The sequence below is a fragment of the Bacillus sp. AFS073361 genome, assembly GCF_002567005.1.
In the GTDB taxonomy this organism is placed as follows: domain Bacteria; phylum Bacillota; class Bacilli; order Bacillales; family Cytobacillaceae; genus Neobacillus.
Genome location: NZ_NUZU01000042.1, coordinates 1 through 16,179 on the forward strand (window position 1 = coordinate 1; position 16,179 = coordinate 16,179).

10 protein-coding genes are annotated in these 16,179 nt (G+C 37.9%); 4 read left to right on the top strand and 6 right to left on the bottom strand.

Translation table 11 applies throughout. From position 1 onward, the window contains the following. Positions 1 to 85: 85 nt before the first annotated feature. Complete coding sequence (locus COJ96_RS23330) at positions 86 to 394, bottom strand: hypothetical protein (RefSeq protein WP_180230228.1); 309 nt, start codon at positions 392 to 394, stop codon at positions 86 to 88. A 347-nt stretch (positions 395 to 741) separates the two neighbouring features. Next, entirely contained in the window at positions 742 to 1,041 is a 300-nt protein-coding gene (locus tag COJ96_RS23335) for a DUF4359 domain-containing protein (protein ID WP_098576203.1), read from the bottom strand. 349 nt (positions 1,042 to 1,390) lie between these two features. Here COJ96_RS23335 and COJ96_RS23340 point away from each other — a divergent pair, with 349 nt between their 5' ends. Continuing rightward, positions 1,391 to 2,323, top strand: a complete 933-nt coding sequence (locus COJ96_RS23340) for a CPBP family intramembrane glutamic endopeptidase (RefSeq protein ID WP_180230229.1) — start codon at positions 1,391 to 1,393, stop codon at positions 2,321 to 2,323. A gap of 39 nt (positions 2,324 to 2,362) precedes the next feature. On the opposite strand, the gene COJ96_RS23345 is transcribed toward COJ96_RS23340, so the two are convergent. Then, positions 2,363 to 2,974 (bottom strand): hypothetical protein, encoded by a 612-nt coding sequence (locus tag COJ96_RS23345; RefSeq protein WP_098576205.1) that lies wholly within the window; start codon positions 2,972 to 2,974, stop codon positions 2,363 to 2,365. A 322-nt stretch (positions 2,975 to 3,296) separates the two neighbouring features. Between COJ96_RS23345 and COJ96_RS23350 the strand changes: the two genes are divergently transcribed. Continuing rightward, entirely contained in the window at positions 3,297 to 4,685 is a 1,389-nt protein-coding gene (locus tag COJ96_RS23350) for a L,D-transpeptidase family protein (RefSeq protein ID WP_098576206.1), read from the top strand. A gap of 137 nt (positions 4,686 to 4,822) precedes the next feature. Here COJ96_RS23350 and COJ96_RS23355 read toward each other — a convergent pair whose 3' ends face one another. After that, on the bottom strand, positions 4,823 to 5,395 hold the full coding sequence (locus COJ96_RS23355; protein WP_098576207.1) for a 3D domain-containing protein: 573 nt from the start codon (positions 5,393 to 5,395) through the stop codon (positions 4,823 to 4,825). 350 nt (positions 5,396 to 5,745) lie between these two features. Between COJ96_RS23355 and COJ96_RS23360 the strand changes: the two genes are divergently transcribed. Then, a complete protein-coding gene (locus COJ96_RS23360; RefSeq protein WP_098576208.1) occupies positions 5,746 to 8,736 on the top strand; it encodes a S8 family serine peptidase in 2,991 nt (996 codons plus the stop codon). Positions 8,737 to 8,784: 48 nt separating this feature from the next. Here COJ96_RS23360 and tagU read toward each other — a convergent pair whose 3' ends face one another. Beyond that, positions 8,785 to 9,708, bottom strand: a complete 924-nt coding sequence (tagU, locus tag COJ96_RS23365; RefSeq protein WP_098576209.1) for a polyisoprenyl-teichoic acid--peptidoglycan teichoic acid transferase TagU — start codon at positions 9,706 to 9,708, stop codon at positions 8,785 to 8,787. A 302-nt stretch (positions 9,709 to 10,010) separates the two neighbouring features. On the opposite strand from tagU, the gene COJ96_RS23370 reads away from it, so the two are divergent. Beyond that, positions 10,011 to 14,858, top strand: coding sequence for a bifunctional 2',3'-cyclic-nucleotide 2'-phosphodiesterase/3'-nucleotidase (locus COJ96_RS23370; protein ID WP_142333040.1), 4,848 nt, complete (start codon positions 10,011 to 10,013; stop codon positions 14,856 to 14,858). A gap of 58 nt (positions 14,859 to 14,916) precedes the next feature. Here the strand turns inward: COJ96_RS23370 and COJ96_RS23375 are convergent, their stop codons facing one another. Continuing rightward, entirely contained in the window at positions 14,917 to 16,131 is a 1,215-nt protein-coding gene (locus COJ96_RS23375; RefSeq protein ID WP_257148617.1) for a HupE/UreJ family protein, read from the bottom strand. Positions 16,132 to 16,179 lie beyond the last annotated feature (48 nt).

The following is a 16,179-nucleotide window of genomic DNA, read 5'->3' on the forward strand; positions in this document are numbered from 1 at the left end:
GTAGGACGTTGCCAGGCACAAAAAGGGACAGCTGAAGCGCTGTCCTTTTTTGTTATGGCCTAGAAAAAAAGATGGATTTATCTTTCTAACTAACATTCTCAATATAAATGCATTTATTATAGTCCATTAATCGGATGCGCAGCTTATCGTTGCGCCTTAATCGATGACCTGTCTCCGCGTCAATCAACTCATTTCCCATTTCAATTGAACAGTTCGACTTATTGATAATTAGTAATGTATTATCAGTAATTGGAACAAATGTAATTTTATCAATTTCATTAAACTCAGAATCAAGTGAAACCAATTCTTTAAGACGGAATTCTCCCTTAAAGGATTTCAACTTCTTAATTTGTGGTTCTATACGTTCCTCTGTATTACCATCCTCGATCTCCACTACAATTTGACCACTAAAGCCACGATTTTCCTTCCTTTTTTTTTGCAATAAAAATCAAGATAAGCGTTACCAGAAGTATAGCCCCCGCCACCGTAAGGATAATATAAACTTTAAATGGTTGGCGAATATTTCACGCAGGATTCCGGGTAAATCATTCGCATTTACATCAGAACCACAGATAACCTAAGTTTTTTTGTAAAAAAAGAGATGAATTAATTGTCGACAATTTTTGCATTGGTGTCAGGCACCGGCAGTTTCCACTGACAAAAATTTATATTTTCCCCTGAGAATCTACTTTTGTATTCAATAAAGGCCAGTCCCGAAAGAGACCGGCCTTTAAGTAGCAATTATTCTTTACTAGAGATGGTGATAAATTTATTAAAGATGCCAATCGATGTAACGGTTCCAAATCCTACTTCGGAAAAGTCAGTTTTGTAGATGGTGAAAATAAAATAGTCTTTCTGTGTAGTTCCGGCATCGAAAATAGATTCCCCTGCTAGAGATAAAACTCCTTTTTCAATCAAGCTCGAAGATTTATCCATTGTCTTGTGATTAACCCAGTCGATATAGGCAGAACGTTTAGGATTTGTTGTTGCTAAAACATAGATAAGCACGATTAAAATAATGATAGGAACAATACGTTTCATTGAGCAAGACTCCTAACTTTTTAAAAGATTAATGGGAAATAATATACTGACTTATCTATGATTGCTTGTACAAGCATATGTTAGCCCGACATGAAAAATCACTGAAACTTTCTGATTACTTGGAAAAATAATATGGATGCTTATTAACTATTAATATGCTAAATTAATACTAACATCTATTATGAAAATGAGGGGATTAATTCGTGACGAGAAAATGGAAGTGGACGGTTTTCTGTTTCTTATTCCTGCTTTTTATGAATGCGTTGGGAATCATTGCAGTAAAGATTTTAGGCAGGTAAGCGGGAAACAGGATTTCTCCGCGAAATTTTTCAGGTAGGGAATGATGGGGATGACAACAAATTTAACCAAACCGATTTCAAAAAAACTACTATTTTCCATACTTATTGTCACATTTGGTGCGGAAATTCTCCTCTATCTCACTCGTTACAGCTATTTGGCCAGTACATTATATGATGCGGTCATGGTATCCTCGTTTTTTATCGGCTGGAAGCTTTATGGCAGGCTTGGAGGCGAGCGGGCTCATCTAAAAAGTCCGCGCCAGCATATGCTTCAATTCACTGGAGCCTTTTTGATTTTTTTCCTGGGAAGCTCGTTTGTTAATGTCTATTCAAGTCTTACTTTTGAAGATTTTAACGAGGATTATAATCAATATGTTCAAGAGTACAAGGAGTCGCAGGTCATTGATGGGGATGGGAATGAATCGGAAGTTCCTGCCCTTCAAGAGCAAACGATAGGGGACTTTTTTGAAAAAATAGATTCGATTGGTACGGATATTTATAATGATCTATTAGCTGGCCTGGAAGAAGTTTGGCGGCTTGCTTATATGATTCTATTGCTTCTTGTTTTTAAACAGGTGTTTCCACGGCGCTGGGAGAGGGGATCAAGGGATGTTTTCCTTATGGCGGCATTGTTTATCACTTCTATTCTTTTCGGGATTGATCATACACTCGATACTGAACAGCCATGGGCGAATCGCATCGGGGCGATCGTAACCTTCGCCAATATGGGCTTTTTGTTTGGGGTGATTCTTTTATGGACGCGGAACCTTTGGTTGACGGTTATTGTCCATGCTGTATATGACATCACGGCTACACTCTCATGGTCCTATATCGATTATGCCGTGGAATATTTTACGTTGGGTATTTTACTAGTTCATGTGTGTCTTGTTATTTTTGAAAAAAAGCATCAAAAACGATCTTTGCAACAGATTGTCACAGTTCAGGAAGAACAGTTGGAAGGGTTGTCGCAAAAGGTAGAATAAAAGGAAAGAGGCTCCCGTAATGCGGCAGCCTCTTTTCTTTTAATTTTTTAGGGAATAGGATTTGGAGTTTATCCAATATTGAATGGTCCCATTCTCTATTTGTTTATACTTGATTTTTTCCTGCTCCAAACCTTTGATTAAACTATCCGCTGCTAATTCCTGCATCACACTTAGCTCGATTAATGATCTTTTTATTTGCACTTGGTCGGAATGGCTGGGGTCCTTATAGGAGGTCATCATGTCGAGGCGGTGTTTGAAAACAGTGATAATATCCTGATGGTATTCATGAAAGTTATCTGCCGACTTTAGGTTTGTTATTTTTATTAATAGTTTCTCTTGTTGGACTTTACTTTGCTCTAGATTTTCACTATTACCTGTGAGGAAGCCGGTTAGTATCTGTTCACTTTGTTCGTTGTAATCATGAATATTAGTTAAGTAGGATGTTACGCTTATTTCGTTTTGATTCCAATCTACTTTAAATAAAAGAATACAAGTCAGTATCAACAGAATGATCGCCGTTAACGTTAGCATCCATTTTTTATTAGAACGCCTTTTGCAGGAAATCACTGGTTTATTGTTTGGATGGGTAAGGGCATAAATCTGCAATTCTTCTAGTTCTTGCTTTACTTTTTGTTGGGCGGTTGTGAGCACCTTTCTGCCCTCCAATTTACCTAGTATGGTTTGTTGAGAATCTATTACTATCCTACTACATCAAGCGACAAAAAATCCATATTTTCTCCAATTATTCTAAATTTTGAAAGGTATTTCCCGAGAAATGGCGATATTTCTGCAATGGTGTCAGGCACCATCTTTTACATCATAGTTTGTAACTTCTATAGGATGTGAAAAGTTTGTTGGATTTTGCCGAAATAAATATAAGGTTTATCAGTTTCTATTAAAACATTAATTATGGTATTGTAGTAATATTGTAATATTGTAGTAATATAAATGGAAATTACAGGGGGGTTCACTTGTGTTAAGGCGTATTTTGATTGGATTTATTATCTTATTTTTAGGTTTTTCTGTTTTTCCTCAGGCTCAACAAGCTGAGGCTAGCACCGTATCAAAGAAGCAACTGATTATTGTTAATAAAAAGATCAATAAACTAGCATTTTATGAGAATGGTAAATTAGTAAAAACATACAATGTTGCAACAGGCAGAACATCTAAACTTACACCAGAAGGATCTTTTTACATAAGGGAAAAGATTAAAAATAGACCTTATTATAAACATAATATTCCTGGCGGCGATCCTCGTAATCCACTTGGAAAACGCTGGTTGGGTATAAGCAAACAAGAAAATGGCGGCTATCCATATGCAATTCATGGAAATAGTGATGAAAGTTCGATTGGAAAATATATCTCGGGTGGATGTATCCGGATGCATAATAAAGAGGTAATTGAACTATTCAGCAAGGTAAAGATCGGGGCGAAAGTCCGTATTACTACTTCGAAAAAAACCTTTAATCAACTAGCAAAACCGTATTTTAAAAACATCGACATCAAAGCTCCAACGTTCCCTTCAGTAACTAGTGTTTCTGATAAATCAAGTGAAGTGTCGGGCGTAACAGAAAAGAGTGCAACAGTTACAGTTAAAATTGGCTCTAAAAAATATACTAAAAAAGCAGATTCAAAAGGGAAATTCAAGGTGAAAATCCCTAAACAAAAAGCTGGGAAAAAACTATACTTATCAGCTAAGGATCTGTCAGGTAACATCAGTAAAACCAAAACCATAGTTGTAAAAGACAAAACAGCTCCAGTGGTAAGTGGCGTAATCAACAATAAAACTTACAATAAAGATGTTAAGATTACCTTCAATGAAGGAAAGGCCACATTAAATGGGAAAGCAATTAGTTCAAAATATGTAGTTAAAACAGAAGGAAAACGTACTTTAGTGGTAAAAGATGCGGCTGGTAATAAAACAACAGTTGTGTTTACCATTGATAAAACAGCACCAGTGGTTAGTGGAGTAAACCATAATGCTATTTATAATAAAGATGTAACGCTCACTTTTAAAGAAGGAACGGCAACATTGAATGGAAAAGCAGTTAAAACAGGCTATGTTGTTAAAACAGCTGGAAAATACACTTTAGTTCTAAAAGATGCAGTTGGGAACAAGAGAACGGTGGTATTTATCATTGATAAAACAACACCAGTAGTTACGGGAGTAGAGAATAACGTAACTTATGATAAGAATGTTACCATCTCATTTAATGAAGGAAAAGCAACATTAGATGGGAATGCATTTACATCAGGAACGGTGGTTTCTACAGAGGGACCACATACTTTAGTTGTAACTGATGCAGCTGGAAATAAGACAACAGTGAAATTCACTATTACAAAGGTGCCAATGCCAGTTTAATATTTTAAGTGCCGAGAAATAAATGGCGCCGAGAAGGAAGACAGCACTCGATCATTCGTGATTCGGGTGCTGTTCTTTTATTGTAGATTAATATAAAAAGTCCCAAGTGAATGAACTCACCTGGGACGTAACTTTGTTTATTTTAGAATTTGAACTTTCACTGTTTTTCTTCCCCATTGAATAGCTTTCTTATAAGAAGGAACGAAGATATCAATCTTTTTCCCTTTTATCGCACCGCCCGTGTCACCGGCGATCGCATAGCCATACCCTTCAACATAAACCTTTGTGCCTAATTTGATGACTTTAGGGTCAACAGAGATGACTTTAAGTTTTGGGTTTTTCTTTAAATTTAAACCTAAAGCAGTGATACCAGAACATCTTTTACAATTTGCTGTATAAGCAGTAGCGCTAACAGTAATTGTTTTTACTACTTTTTGCTTCTTTGAGCTCGTTGTAGTAGTTGTGGCCTTCTTAGCAGGTTTACTAGCCGTTGTGCCAGACACCTTTAACTTTTGATTCGGATGAATCGTATTTGATTTAAGGTTATTCCATTTTTTTAATGTATTTACTGAGACTTTATATTTTTTTGCAATACGATAAAGTGAATCGCCACTCTTAACTTTATATGTATTGGATGCTGCGGATGCGTCGTGATTACTTCCAAATAATATCATACCTGCCAAACCAAACATGACGAGGAATTTCTTCATAACTAAAACCCCTTTCTACTGTTATATAAAAGTTACCACAATAATATTACACAAATATTTCAATAGCTTACTAGTTTCATGACAAATTCGTTATATTAAGGTGTCATTTAGTAATAATGAGTTATTAATTTGGTGTCAGGCACCGTTTGTGGACAAAAACTACGTTTTTGTCTGTGTGGAGTGGATGTATTATTTAATTTGGAATTATTTTACAATATTATTTTCTCTACTTAGGTTAACTAGTGGAGAAATAATATTCTTCTATTGCACCTAATCTATCAACGAAATGATAAAATGATTAATAAATAGAATGGCATATTAAGTGAAATAATCATAATGGAGGTTTACTAGTGAAATATATTTGGTTTCTGAGTCTGATGGTTCTCAGCTTACTTTTTATGTCTTCGGACGCCAGTGCTGATGGGATTAATGCCCATCCAAAGAAAATCGATCCAGATGTGGTATTTAAGGAGAAAACGGAATACATTGCCGAAGAACTAATCGTCAAATTTGCGCCAGATACGACACAAACGGAACGGGAGGACTTACTGAAACAAGTGGATGTTGAAGAGGAAACTCCATTAGATGACCAGGATTTCTCCTTAGTTAAAGTCACGCCCGGTACGAATTTAACCACGATTGCGAAACAGTTATTAATGAGTAAGCAAGTGCTTTTAGTCGAACCAAATTACAAGTTCAAAAAAGCATACCTTCCGAAAGAGCCGGGCTATAGCAGGCAATGGTACCTTCCCAAACTCCAACTGCCTAAAGTATGGGACAAAACAAAGGGGTCTTCGAAAATTACCGTTGCGATTATTGATGGCGGGGTTCAGAAGGATCACCCAGACATAAAAGGAAAAATTATCAGCCCTTATAATGCCGTAAATGGTTCTTCCAGTTATGCTCCTGATAAGCATGCTACACATGTAGCTGGCATTATCGCAGGAAATTTTAATAAGTATGGGATTGCTGGGATTGCTCCAGATGTAAAAATCATGCCAATTAATGTTTTTCAAGGAGACCTGGCAAGTAGCGATACGGTCATCCGAGCCATTTATTATGCCGTAGCTCACCATGCGGATGTTATTAATATGAGCCTTGGGGATGATAGTTATAGTTATTTACTAGAGTCTGCTACAAAGTATGCCAAATCAAAAGGTGTGGTCCTCGTGGCTGCGGCCGGTAATTCTAGTACGTTTTTGCCGATGTATCCTGCCGCATCTGAGGGTGTGATAGGGGTTAGTGCCACTGACCGAAACGATCGAATTGCCAGCTTTTCAAACTATGGAAATTATATAGATCTTGCTGCTCCAGGGGTGGATATTTATTCATCCATAGCTGGAAGTACATATGCTTCATATGACGGGACATCAATGGCCGCACCGATGGTTTCAGGAATTGCTGCGCTTGTCCGTACGAAGAACCCATTTTTAAGTCCAAGCCAAGTAGAAACCATTCTGAAAAAATCAACAATTGATCTCGGCAGCAGGGGATGGGATGAAGATTTCGGATATGGAAGAATTGATGCGTATAAGGCAGTTTCGAATACACCTGCACCGATTTCAAGCATAACGGCTCCGAAAACCTATACCGTGACAGGGAAAAACAAAGCTGCATTTTCATTTAAAACAACAAATAAAACCAAGGTTTCTTTATCAATCAAAGATGCACATGGAAAAACAGTAAGAAAGGTACTATCTAATAAAACCTCTACAGGGGCGAAAATCTCCGCTTCGTGGGATGGAAAATCAACAAGTAAAAAGTTTGTTACAACGGGTACCTATAAAGTAGAAGTGAAAATCACCAAAGGGTCAGACAGCTACTATAAAAGTACGATGATTAAGGTTGTTAATCATACGAAACCTGCCATTTTGGTGTCAGGCACCTACTCCTATTCTCCGAATGTAAGTGGGAAGGTTACAATCCCTTATGAGTTAACGCAAAAAGTGAAGGTAACTGCTGTTGTGACGGATAAAAACGGTAAAACGGTTAAGAAAATTCTATCTAAAAAAACCATCTCAGCCGGAAAGCATTCAATCGTATGGAATGGGAAAACAACCAAAGGGCGTCTAGTGAAGGATGGGACATACCAAATCGTTTGGACATTGACAGATAGTCACAATAAAAAAGGGAAAACCAAAAAAGTTCAACTAACAGTGGACAGTGTCCGGCCGACTGGAACAATAACACTATCATCCACCCTGTTTAAAATGGACACCAAAAGCACGAACACCTTGAAAATGAATTTAAAAGAAACCTCATATGTAATCGTTCATGTTGTCAATGAACAAGGGACAATCATTAAGAAAGTAATTAACAAAAAAGCTAACCCTGGTACTCTCACCGCCAACTGGAACGGGAAAAATGATAAAAATCAACTGGTTCCTGAAGGCACCTACCGTTATTTCGTTCAGTTAAAAGATATGGCTGGAAATTTAACCAAGATAAACAGCCCTTCACTGATCCTGCAGGATTGGCGTGTACCTGTTATCGCGTCGGGAGAAGATTATTATTTAAAAACAAAAGGAACCATGACCATCGGCTATACCTTAAACAAACCTGGAAAGGTGACAATTGGAATTTATCAAAGCGGAAAACGCCTATCTACTATTAAAACAGATGCAGCCGAATTAGCGGGGCAGCACTCCTTTACATGGAATGGGACGGATGATGCCAACAACCAGCTTAACGATGGTCTCTATCAGTTTAAAATTAAAGTCGTTGATAAGTATAATATCACTCAAATCTTCTCAGGAAATGTCCATGTCGAGCTGAATACAATCGAAATAAGTTATCCTGCTGTGGTCATGTTCTATCCAGGTGAAGGCAGTGAGGTACATTACAAACTCTCACGGCCAGCGAATGTGACGATAGAAATTTTGAATCAAGCGAATCAAAAGATTAAAACCATAGCACAAGATAAAGCATTAAGTGAAGGAAGCCAATCTTTTAGCTGGCTTAGCGGCGATGAAAAAGGTGACACGTATTATTATGTCATTACCGCAAAGAATGCCTACGGACAAAAGTCTGTTAAGGGGAAAATGACTTCAACAAGTAACCCAGCGTGGTTAGTTTCACATAGTTTTAGCTTTCACTTAGCTTCTGATCAAATGTATAACGATCAATTACAGATGAAAATTAACACAAAACAACAGATAACGACTATCCTTCATGTTTATAATGATGAGGGCAGTTCGCAAATTGCCCAAAAGCAATATACGGTGAAGTCAGGTTCTAATACGCTTGTCTATACCAAGCCTTCAAAATATTCCTGGTATTACTATTTGATCGAATATCGTGATTCATTAGGAAATGAATATTGGTATGAAATTAATGAATAATAACAAAAAACAGTCTGCCAAAGCTTTTGGCAGACTGATTTTTTATTATTAAGTAGTTTCCAATTGTGTTTTCATTTCTGTTTGAAGCCGTTCTTTTTCGTCAGCGGGAACGATGTAGTAATAGATGCCGTTCATTCTTGTTCCTTTTCCTTCGATGGTCATTTGATCGATGTTACTAACTACACTTTTGTAGTTCTTTTGAATAGCAATCATTTGATCAAAGGTGAGATTTGTTTTTACATTTTTCCCGAGTGCAGAGAAAATATCACTGTAATTGGCTAGTGAAGATAGACTTGCTCCCTCTTTGATGACCCCTTGAATAATTTGACGCTGGCGAATTTGGCGGCCAAAATCACCGCGCGGGTCTTCTTTCCTCATTCGAGTATAGGCAAGAGCCTTTTTGCCATTCAAGGTCACTTCCCCTTTAGGAAAATGATAGCCTCCATAAGAAAAATCCAGATCATTATTCACCGTTATACCGCCAACAGCATCGACGATATCCTTAAAACCTTCCATGTTCACTCTTACAAAGTAATCAATCGGGATATCTAAGAAGTGTTCAACCGTGTTCATCGCCATTTCTTCGCCGCCAAATGCGTAGGCATGATTTATTTTATCCTCTGTTCCTTTTCCAACAATTTCCGTACGTGTATCCCGAGGGATACTTAGCATCTTAACCGAATTAAGCTTCGGATTAATGGATAAAACAATCATGGTGTCTGAACGGCCTCTATCCCCTTTACGCTGGTCGACCCCTAAAAGTAATACGGAAAATGGCTGTTTGTTTTGTAAGGATACTGCCTCCGTCCGCTTTTCTGATGTACGATCGACAGGGTGATGCATAGTTTCGACAGCATTTGTTAAAGAATTATATACGGAATAGGCATAAACTCCCACCCCGATTATTAATAAAAGTAAGACAATCCCAGTTACGCGTAGCCATGTTCTCTTTTTCTTTTTTTCAGCTCTCATCAAATTTTCCTCCACAACGGTATTTTGAACTATATTTTAGAATATCAGAACTTATCGAAATTTAATACATTTATTTCAAAAACTTACATATTTTTTTACTGGATTTATTGGAAATAATTCTTTCATGAATAATCTATAAAAAATGGAGAGGATTCTTTAAAAACAATAGATTAAAAGGAAGAAAACTCAAAAAATATATTGTGAATAATTCGTAAATTATAGAAAAAGGTCTATTATTCTTTTGGAAAAGTTAGTAGAATAGTCATGCAATACAAATTATTTTGTCGAAGGGCGGAAAAAGTGTGAAGAGACAGATAAAAAGAAGCATGAAGAGACGGATGCTTAATAGTTCTCTAGCAACTGCGCTAGCGCTTACAGCAATTCCTTTGAATATTTTCCCACAGGCTGCAAAAGCTGAAGGAACAGGGAATACAGCTATACTACGTATCTTAGAAACTACAGACTTACATTCTAATGTTTTACCGTATGATTATTTCAAGGATGCTGCGGTGCCGAATTATGGTTTGGCAAAAACTGCTACACTAATTAAGCAAGCACGTTCAGAAGTTGACAACTCGATGCTATTTGATGCGGGTGATACGATTCAAGGAAATCCACTAGCAAGCTATGTAGCAAAAGTAAATAAACTAGGACCAAATGAAACCCATCCTATTTACAAAGCAATGAACTATTTAAAATATGATGCAGGTATCGTTGGGAACCATGAATTTAACTATGGTTTAGATTACTTAAAGGATGTTCAGGAAGAAGTACAATTTCCAATTGTAAGCGCTAACATTTATAAAGATGACCACGATTCCGACTCAACTAATGATGTTAACTATTTCATTCCATATAAAATTGTAGACAAAACCATTAAGGATGCTGCCGGCAATGAACATGTAATTAAGGTTGGGGTCATCGGCTTTGCACCACCGCAAATCATGCAGTGGGATAAAGATAACCTAACTGGTAAAGTCATTACTAAAGATATTGTTGCCCAAGCAAATAAATTTATCCCGCAAATGAAAGCTGAAGGAGCAGATGTTATTGTCGCAATTGCTCACTCAGGCTGTGATATTGCTGCAGAAGGTCAAGAAGCAGCAGAAAATGCTGTTTATGATTTAACAAAGGTACCTGGCATTGATGCAATGCTTTTCGGACATGCGCACGTAAACTTCCCTGGGGATGCTTCATTTAATGGCAAGACTGGCATTGATAACACTAATGGTACAATCAATGGAGTACAAGCAGTTGAAGCAGGCTTCTGGGGAAATAACCTAGGTGTACTGGATTTAGCACTTGTACAAGATGCAAATGGCAAGTGGACTGTAGATAAGGCTAATTCTAAATCAGTTAACCGTCCAGTTTCCGCTGACACTGCATCAGACGCTACAATTGAAAGTGATGCACAAGCTATTCACGACCAAACAAGGGCATATGTTAATGGAAAACTCGGTACGACAGATATTCCAATGCACAGCTTCTTCACTCGTGTTATGGATGACGCCTCCACACAAATTGTAAACAATGCACAAATGGATTATGTAAAAAAAGCGATTGCGAACACAGAATATAAGGATGTGCCAGTTATTTCAGCTGCAGCACCATTTAAAGGCGGCCGCGGTGGTGTAGCCGATTACACAAACATTGCTAAAGGTGATGTCACGATTAAGAGTGCAGCTGATTTATACTTGTTTGATAACACCTTAAAGGCTCTAGAAATTACAGGTGATCAAGTGAAGCGCTGGATCGAAGAATCAGCGAAACAGTTTAATACAATTGACCCTAATAATCCGGAGCAGCAAGATTTACTCGATTATGATTTCCGCCCTTACAATTACGATGTCATTGATGGGGTAAAATACGACATTGACGTGACAAAGCCAAAAGGTGAGCGTGTTGTGAACCTCCGAATGATGGATGGAACTCCTGTTAAGATGGACCAAAAATTCATCATCGCAACAAATAACTATCGTGCTGGCGGAAGCGGCGGTCTTGCAGAATTGAAGAATTTAAAGCCTGTTGTGGATTCTCCGTTTGAAAATCGTCAAATCCTTATGGATTATATTAGTGCACAAGGTACCATCAATCCAGTTCCAGATAACAACTGGAAAATTGCTCCGGTTGGGGGCACAGCGAAGGTTGTCTTCCACTCTAATCCAGATGCTAATGCATACCTTGGTCAACAACCAGATGTTAAAGACCTAGGTCCATCAACAACAAAACCAGGCTACCAACTATATGAATTAGACCAAAATGTACACGTTCAATTATTAGGAATCAATGACTTCCATGGTCAATTGGATTATACAACCAAAGTGTCTAATCGTGAGGTCGGCGGTATTGAATACCTAGCTGCATACTTAAAGCAAAGAGAAGCAACTAACCCTGCAAATACGTTAATGTTACAAGCTGGTGACTTAGTAGGTGCAAGCCGTCCGGTTTCTGCCCTATTACAGGATGAACCAACCATCCGTTTCATGAATGAAATCGGAATTGACGTAGGTACAATTGGTAACCATGAATTTGATGAAGGCGTAGTAGAAATGAAACGTTTAATCAATGGCGGTGCCCATCCTAAAACAGAAGAGAAATATGGTGCATTTGAAGGTGCCAATTTTGATTATGTGGTAGCCAACGTTGAAGATGAAAAAACGGGTGAATTAATTTTACCTCCATATGCAATCAAAGAAGTGGATGGCGTTAAGATTGGTTTCATCGGTGTAGTTACAACTGAAACACCAAGCATTGTTACAGCAAGTGGTGTGGCGGGTGTTAAGTTCACAGATGAAGTAGAAGCAATCAACAAATATACAGCAGAGTTAAAATCTAAAGGTGTAGAATCAATCGTTGTTCTTGCCCATGACCCTGGTACTTCCGCAACAAATGGATCGAATCCAACAGGTAAAGTAGTTGATATGGCTAGTGAGATTGATGATGAAGTAGACGTAATTTATGGAGCCCATGACCATAAATACTTGAACTCTACTGTTGATGGTAAATTATTAGTGCAATCTTATTCCTATGGTACAGCATTCTCAGATGTTGAACTTGCCATTGACCCAATTACAAAAGATATCGTAACTAAAACTGCTGAAGTTGCATCGACTTTCAAAGACAGTATTACACCAGATGCAAAGATTAAAGCAGAGCTTGATCAATACCAAGCTGATATCGCTCCACAAACACAACAAGTTGTAGGAACTGTAACTGCACCTATTTCACGTACGCAAAATAAAGCAGGGGAAGCTCCAATGGGTAACCTAATTGCCGACAGTATGCGTGCTAAAACTGGTACTCAGTTTGCATTTATGAATATCGGCGGGGTTCGTGATGAAATCAAAAAGGCTGGAGACGTGACTTGGGGTGACTTATTCGCCGTTCAACCATTTGGCAATGATGTAGTTAGCCTAAAGCTTACCGGAGATCAAGTAAGAACATTAATTAATCAACAATTCCAAGCAGACCGGTACCGGATTATGCAAATTTCTGGCTTAAAATACACTTGGTCAGATAAATTGCCACTTGGACAAAAAGTTGTCGACATCTTCCTTCCAGATGGTTCAAAAATGGACCCAGCTGCAGAGTATACTGTATCAGTAAATAACTTTATGGCTGATGGCGGAGATGGATTCACAATCCTTAAACAAGGTAAAGAACGTAAGGTTTGGACAACTGACTTAGATGCCTTAGTAGACTATATTAAATCAATTGAAGGTCCAATCACTGCAGGTATTGAAGGAAGAATTGTTCTTGATGAAGAAGTAACTGCTGACATTAATGAAGTAACAGACCAATCGACTACTGTAACGGGTAAAACTGAAGCTGGTGCAACTGTTGCGGTAACAGCTGGTGAAATTAGTAAAACAACCACTGCTGCTGAAGATGGAAGTTTCTCAGTAGAGATTCCAGTCCAAAAAGCAGGAACTGAAGTTGTTGTTTCTATTACGGATAAAGCTCTAAACGTAAAAGAAGTTCGCTTAACTGTTAAAGACGTAACTGATCCAAATGCTCCTGTTCTTGAACCGGTAACCAATTTGTCTACTGTAATTAAAGGTCACGGTGCAGAACCTGGTACACATGTTTACATTACAAATGGTTTCAATTTGAAGGTACATTTAACAGCAGATGCTAATGGTAATTTCAGTGTTCCATTAATGGCGCCGCTTAAAGAAGGCACCCAAATATTCGCATTCTCTGTTGATTTATCATTCAACTTAAGTCCAATTGGCTATACAGTCGTTCTTGACGTAATTGCTCCGAATAAGGCTGTCGTAAATGCAGTAAGCAACAAAGATAAAGTGGTATCTGGAACTGCTGAGGCTGGTTCTACAGTTACTGTATCTAGCAGCAAAGGTGTTCTAGGCACTGCAAAAACTGGTGCTGATGGTAAATTCTCTATATCTCTAAAATCTGCTCTTGGTGCCAAAACTGTAGTAACTGTCGTGGTAACTGATCCATCAGGCAATAAGAGTGAAGCAACAACTGTTACAGTTGGTGATAAAATTGCTCCAATCGTAAGCGGAGTCGTTAATAATGGGATCTACAATAAAAACGTTACCGTTAAATTTAATGAAGGAACTGCAACGTTAGATGGTAAATCCTTCAGAAATGGAACGCCTGTTGCTAAAGAAGGAGTCCACACATTAGTGGTAACTGATGAAGCAGGCAACAAAACAACCGTAAAGTTCACGATTGATAAAAAGGCACCAGTCGTTACAGGTGTTGTAAATAACGGACTTTACAAAAAAGATGTAACCATCAACTTTAATGAAGGTAAAGCATTATTGAATAATAGAGCTATACCAACTAAGAAAGTAGTGAAAACTGACGGAAGTTACACATTAGTGGTAATGGATGCAGCTGGTAACAAAACAACTGTCAAGTTTGCAATTGATAAAAAAGCTCCAAGCACACCATCTGTTGATAAAATTACGGTGAAAACTACCAAAGTAACTGGTAAAGCAGAAGCCTATTCAACGGTCAGTGTAAAAGTGAGCGGCAAGGTGATTGGTTCTAAAAAAGCTGATAAATATGGCAAGTTCTCGATCTCAATCAAAAAACAAAAAGCTGGCAAAGTGGTTGAAGTCGTAGCAGTAGACAAGGCTGGAAATGTAAGTAAGGCTAAGAAAGTAACCGTAAAGTAATAAGTTTTTCAGAAAAAACCTCTGAAAAAATTTTTCAGGGGTTTTTCCTGTTTAAAATCTATGAAATAATTCGTTCGACTAGCCAAATAGCTCCTAAAATAAATATGATCGATGAACCGATTTGAACGAATCTACCTGAGATCTTTAATCTGAAAATATAAGTAAGTAAAGGTAATAGTAAAAGAACAATCGCTAACTGCACGGCTTCAATCCCCAGGTTAAAATTAACTAATGCAACAGCAAGATGGCTTTTCGCAATCTCCATTTCCTTTAAAATACTAGCAAACCCAAGACCGTGAATTAAACCAAACAGAAACGTGATACCCCAGCGGTGTCTGATCTCCTTTCGGAAAATATTCTCAATAGCCACGTAACAAATACTAAAGGCGATGGTGGCTTCCACAAAACGAGAAGGTAACGTGATCCAACCTAATACCGCAAGGCTAAGAGTGATGCTGTGTGCCAATGTAAAGGAAGTGACAATAGAAATATACTGTTTGAGGGTTTGTTTTCTTAACAACAAGGCAAAAAGAAATAATAGGTGATCATAGCCAGTAATAATATGGAGCATCCCTAATTTGAAAAATGAAACCCACGAAGAAGTGGTGGTTTGTGGTTCTGGCGCAACTGCCTTGGCTTGATCTTGTTCCGTGCCAGGCGAAGGCAGGGTGGTTTGGTCCTGACCTTGTTCCTGCTGTACCTCAGTTAAAAGTATCGTCCAAGTCCGTTCCTTCCCTTGTAATACAGCCTCACTCGTTTGTCCCATAAAAGAGGCTGAAATCAAATCAACATAATTCGTCCCCGTATCATTAAAATAAAAGCCATCATTATAAACGATTGTATCCCCAGCCGAAAAGGCCGGAAAGGTCATCGTCGTGGAAAGAAACTCTTTGTTTTCTTTTTTTACTAACTTCATTGTTTCTACTTTAGGAGTCACTTCTTTGTTGTTCTTGTCCAAGGTCAAACCTTCAGTAATTAATTCCTCAATATGATGCTGCTCTTTTTTTACCTCAGATTTTTCAAGTACCCAGTTTTTATTTAGGTCAATATCGGGTAATAGTTCTATAAGGGATAATGTATCGAGGGTGAAGACGATCTCCGTTTTCTCTTCGTCCATTGTTATTTTTGTGTAACTAGCACTATATGCATGGGCATCAGCGAGTTTAGGGAAACAAAGTAAGCTTATAAGAAGGATGGATAGTAAACTACAGAAATAACGGTTGCTATCAAAATAGTTCACAATTTGTCTGTTTTTGTAGGTATATGAATGCACAAATGAACCTCCTGAATATTATTAAAAAAATATAACTGAATTTACCAA

Bases quoted from the DNA above. Each gene is read 5' to 3' on its own strand.
- COJ96_RS23335 (WP_098576203.1), bottom strand. From the start codon at position 1,041: ATGAAACGTATTGTTCCTATCATTATTTTAATCGTGCTTATCTATGTT.
- COJ96_RS23340 (WP_180230229.1), top strand. From the start codon at position 1,391: ATGACAACAAATTTAACCAAACCGATTTCAAAAAAACTACTATTTTCC.
- COJ96_RS23355 (WP_098576207.1), bottom strand. From the start codon at position 5,395: ATGAAGAAATTCCTCGTCATGTTTGGTTTGGCAGGTATGATATTATTT.
- tagU (WP_098576209.1), bottom strand. From the start codon at position 9,708: ATGAGAGCTGAAAAAAAGAAAAAGAGAACATGGCTACGCGTAACTGGG.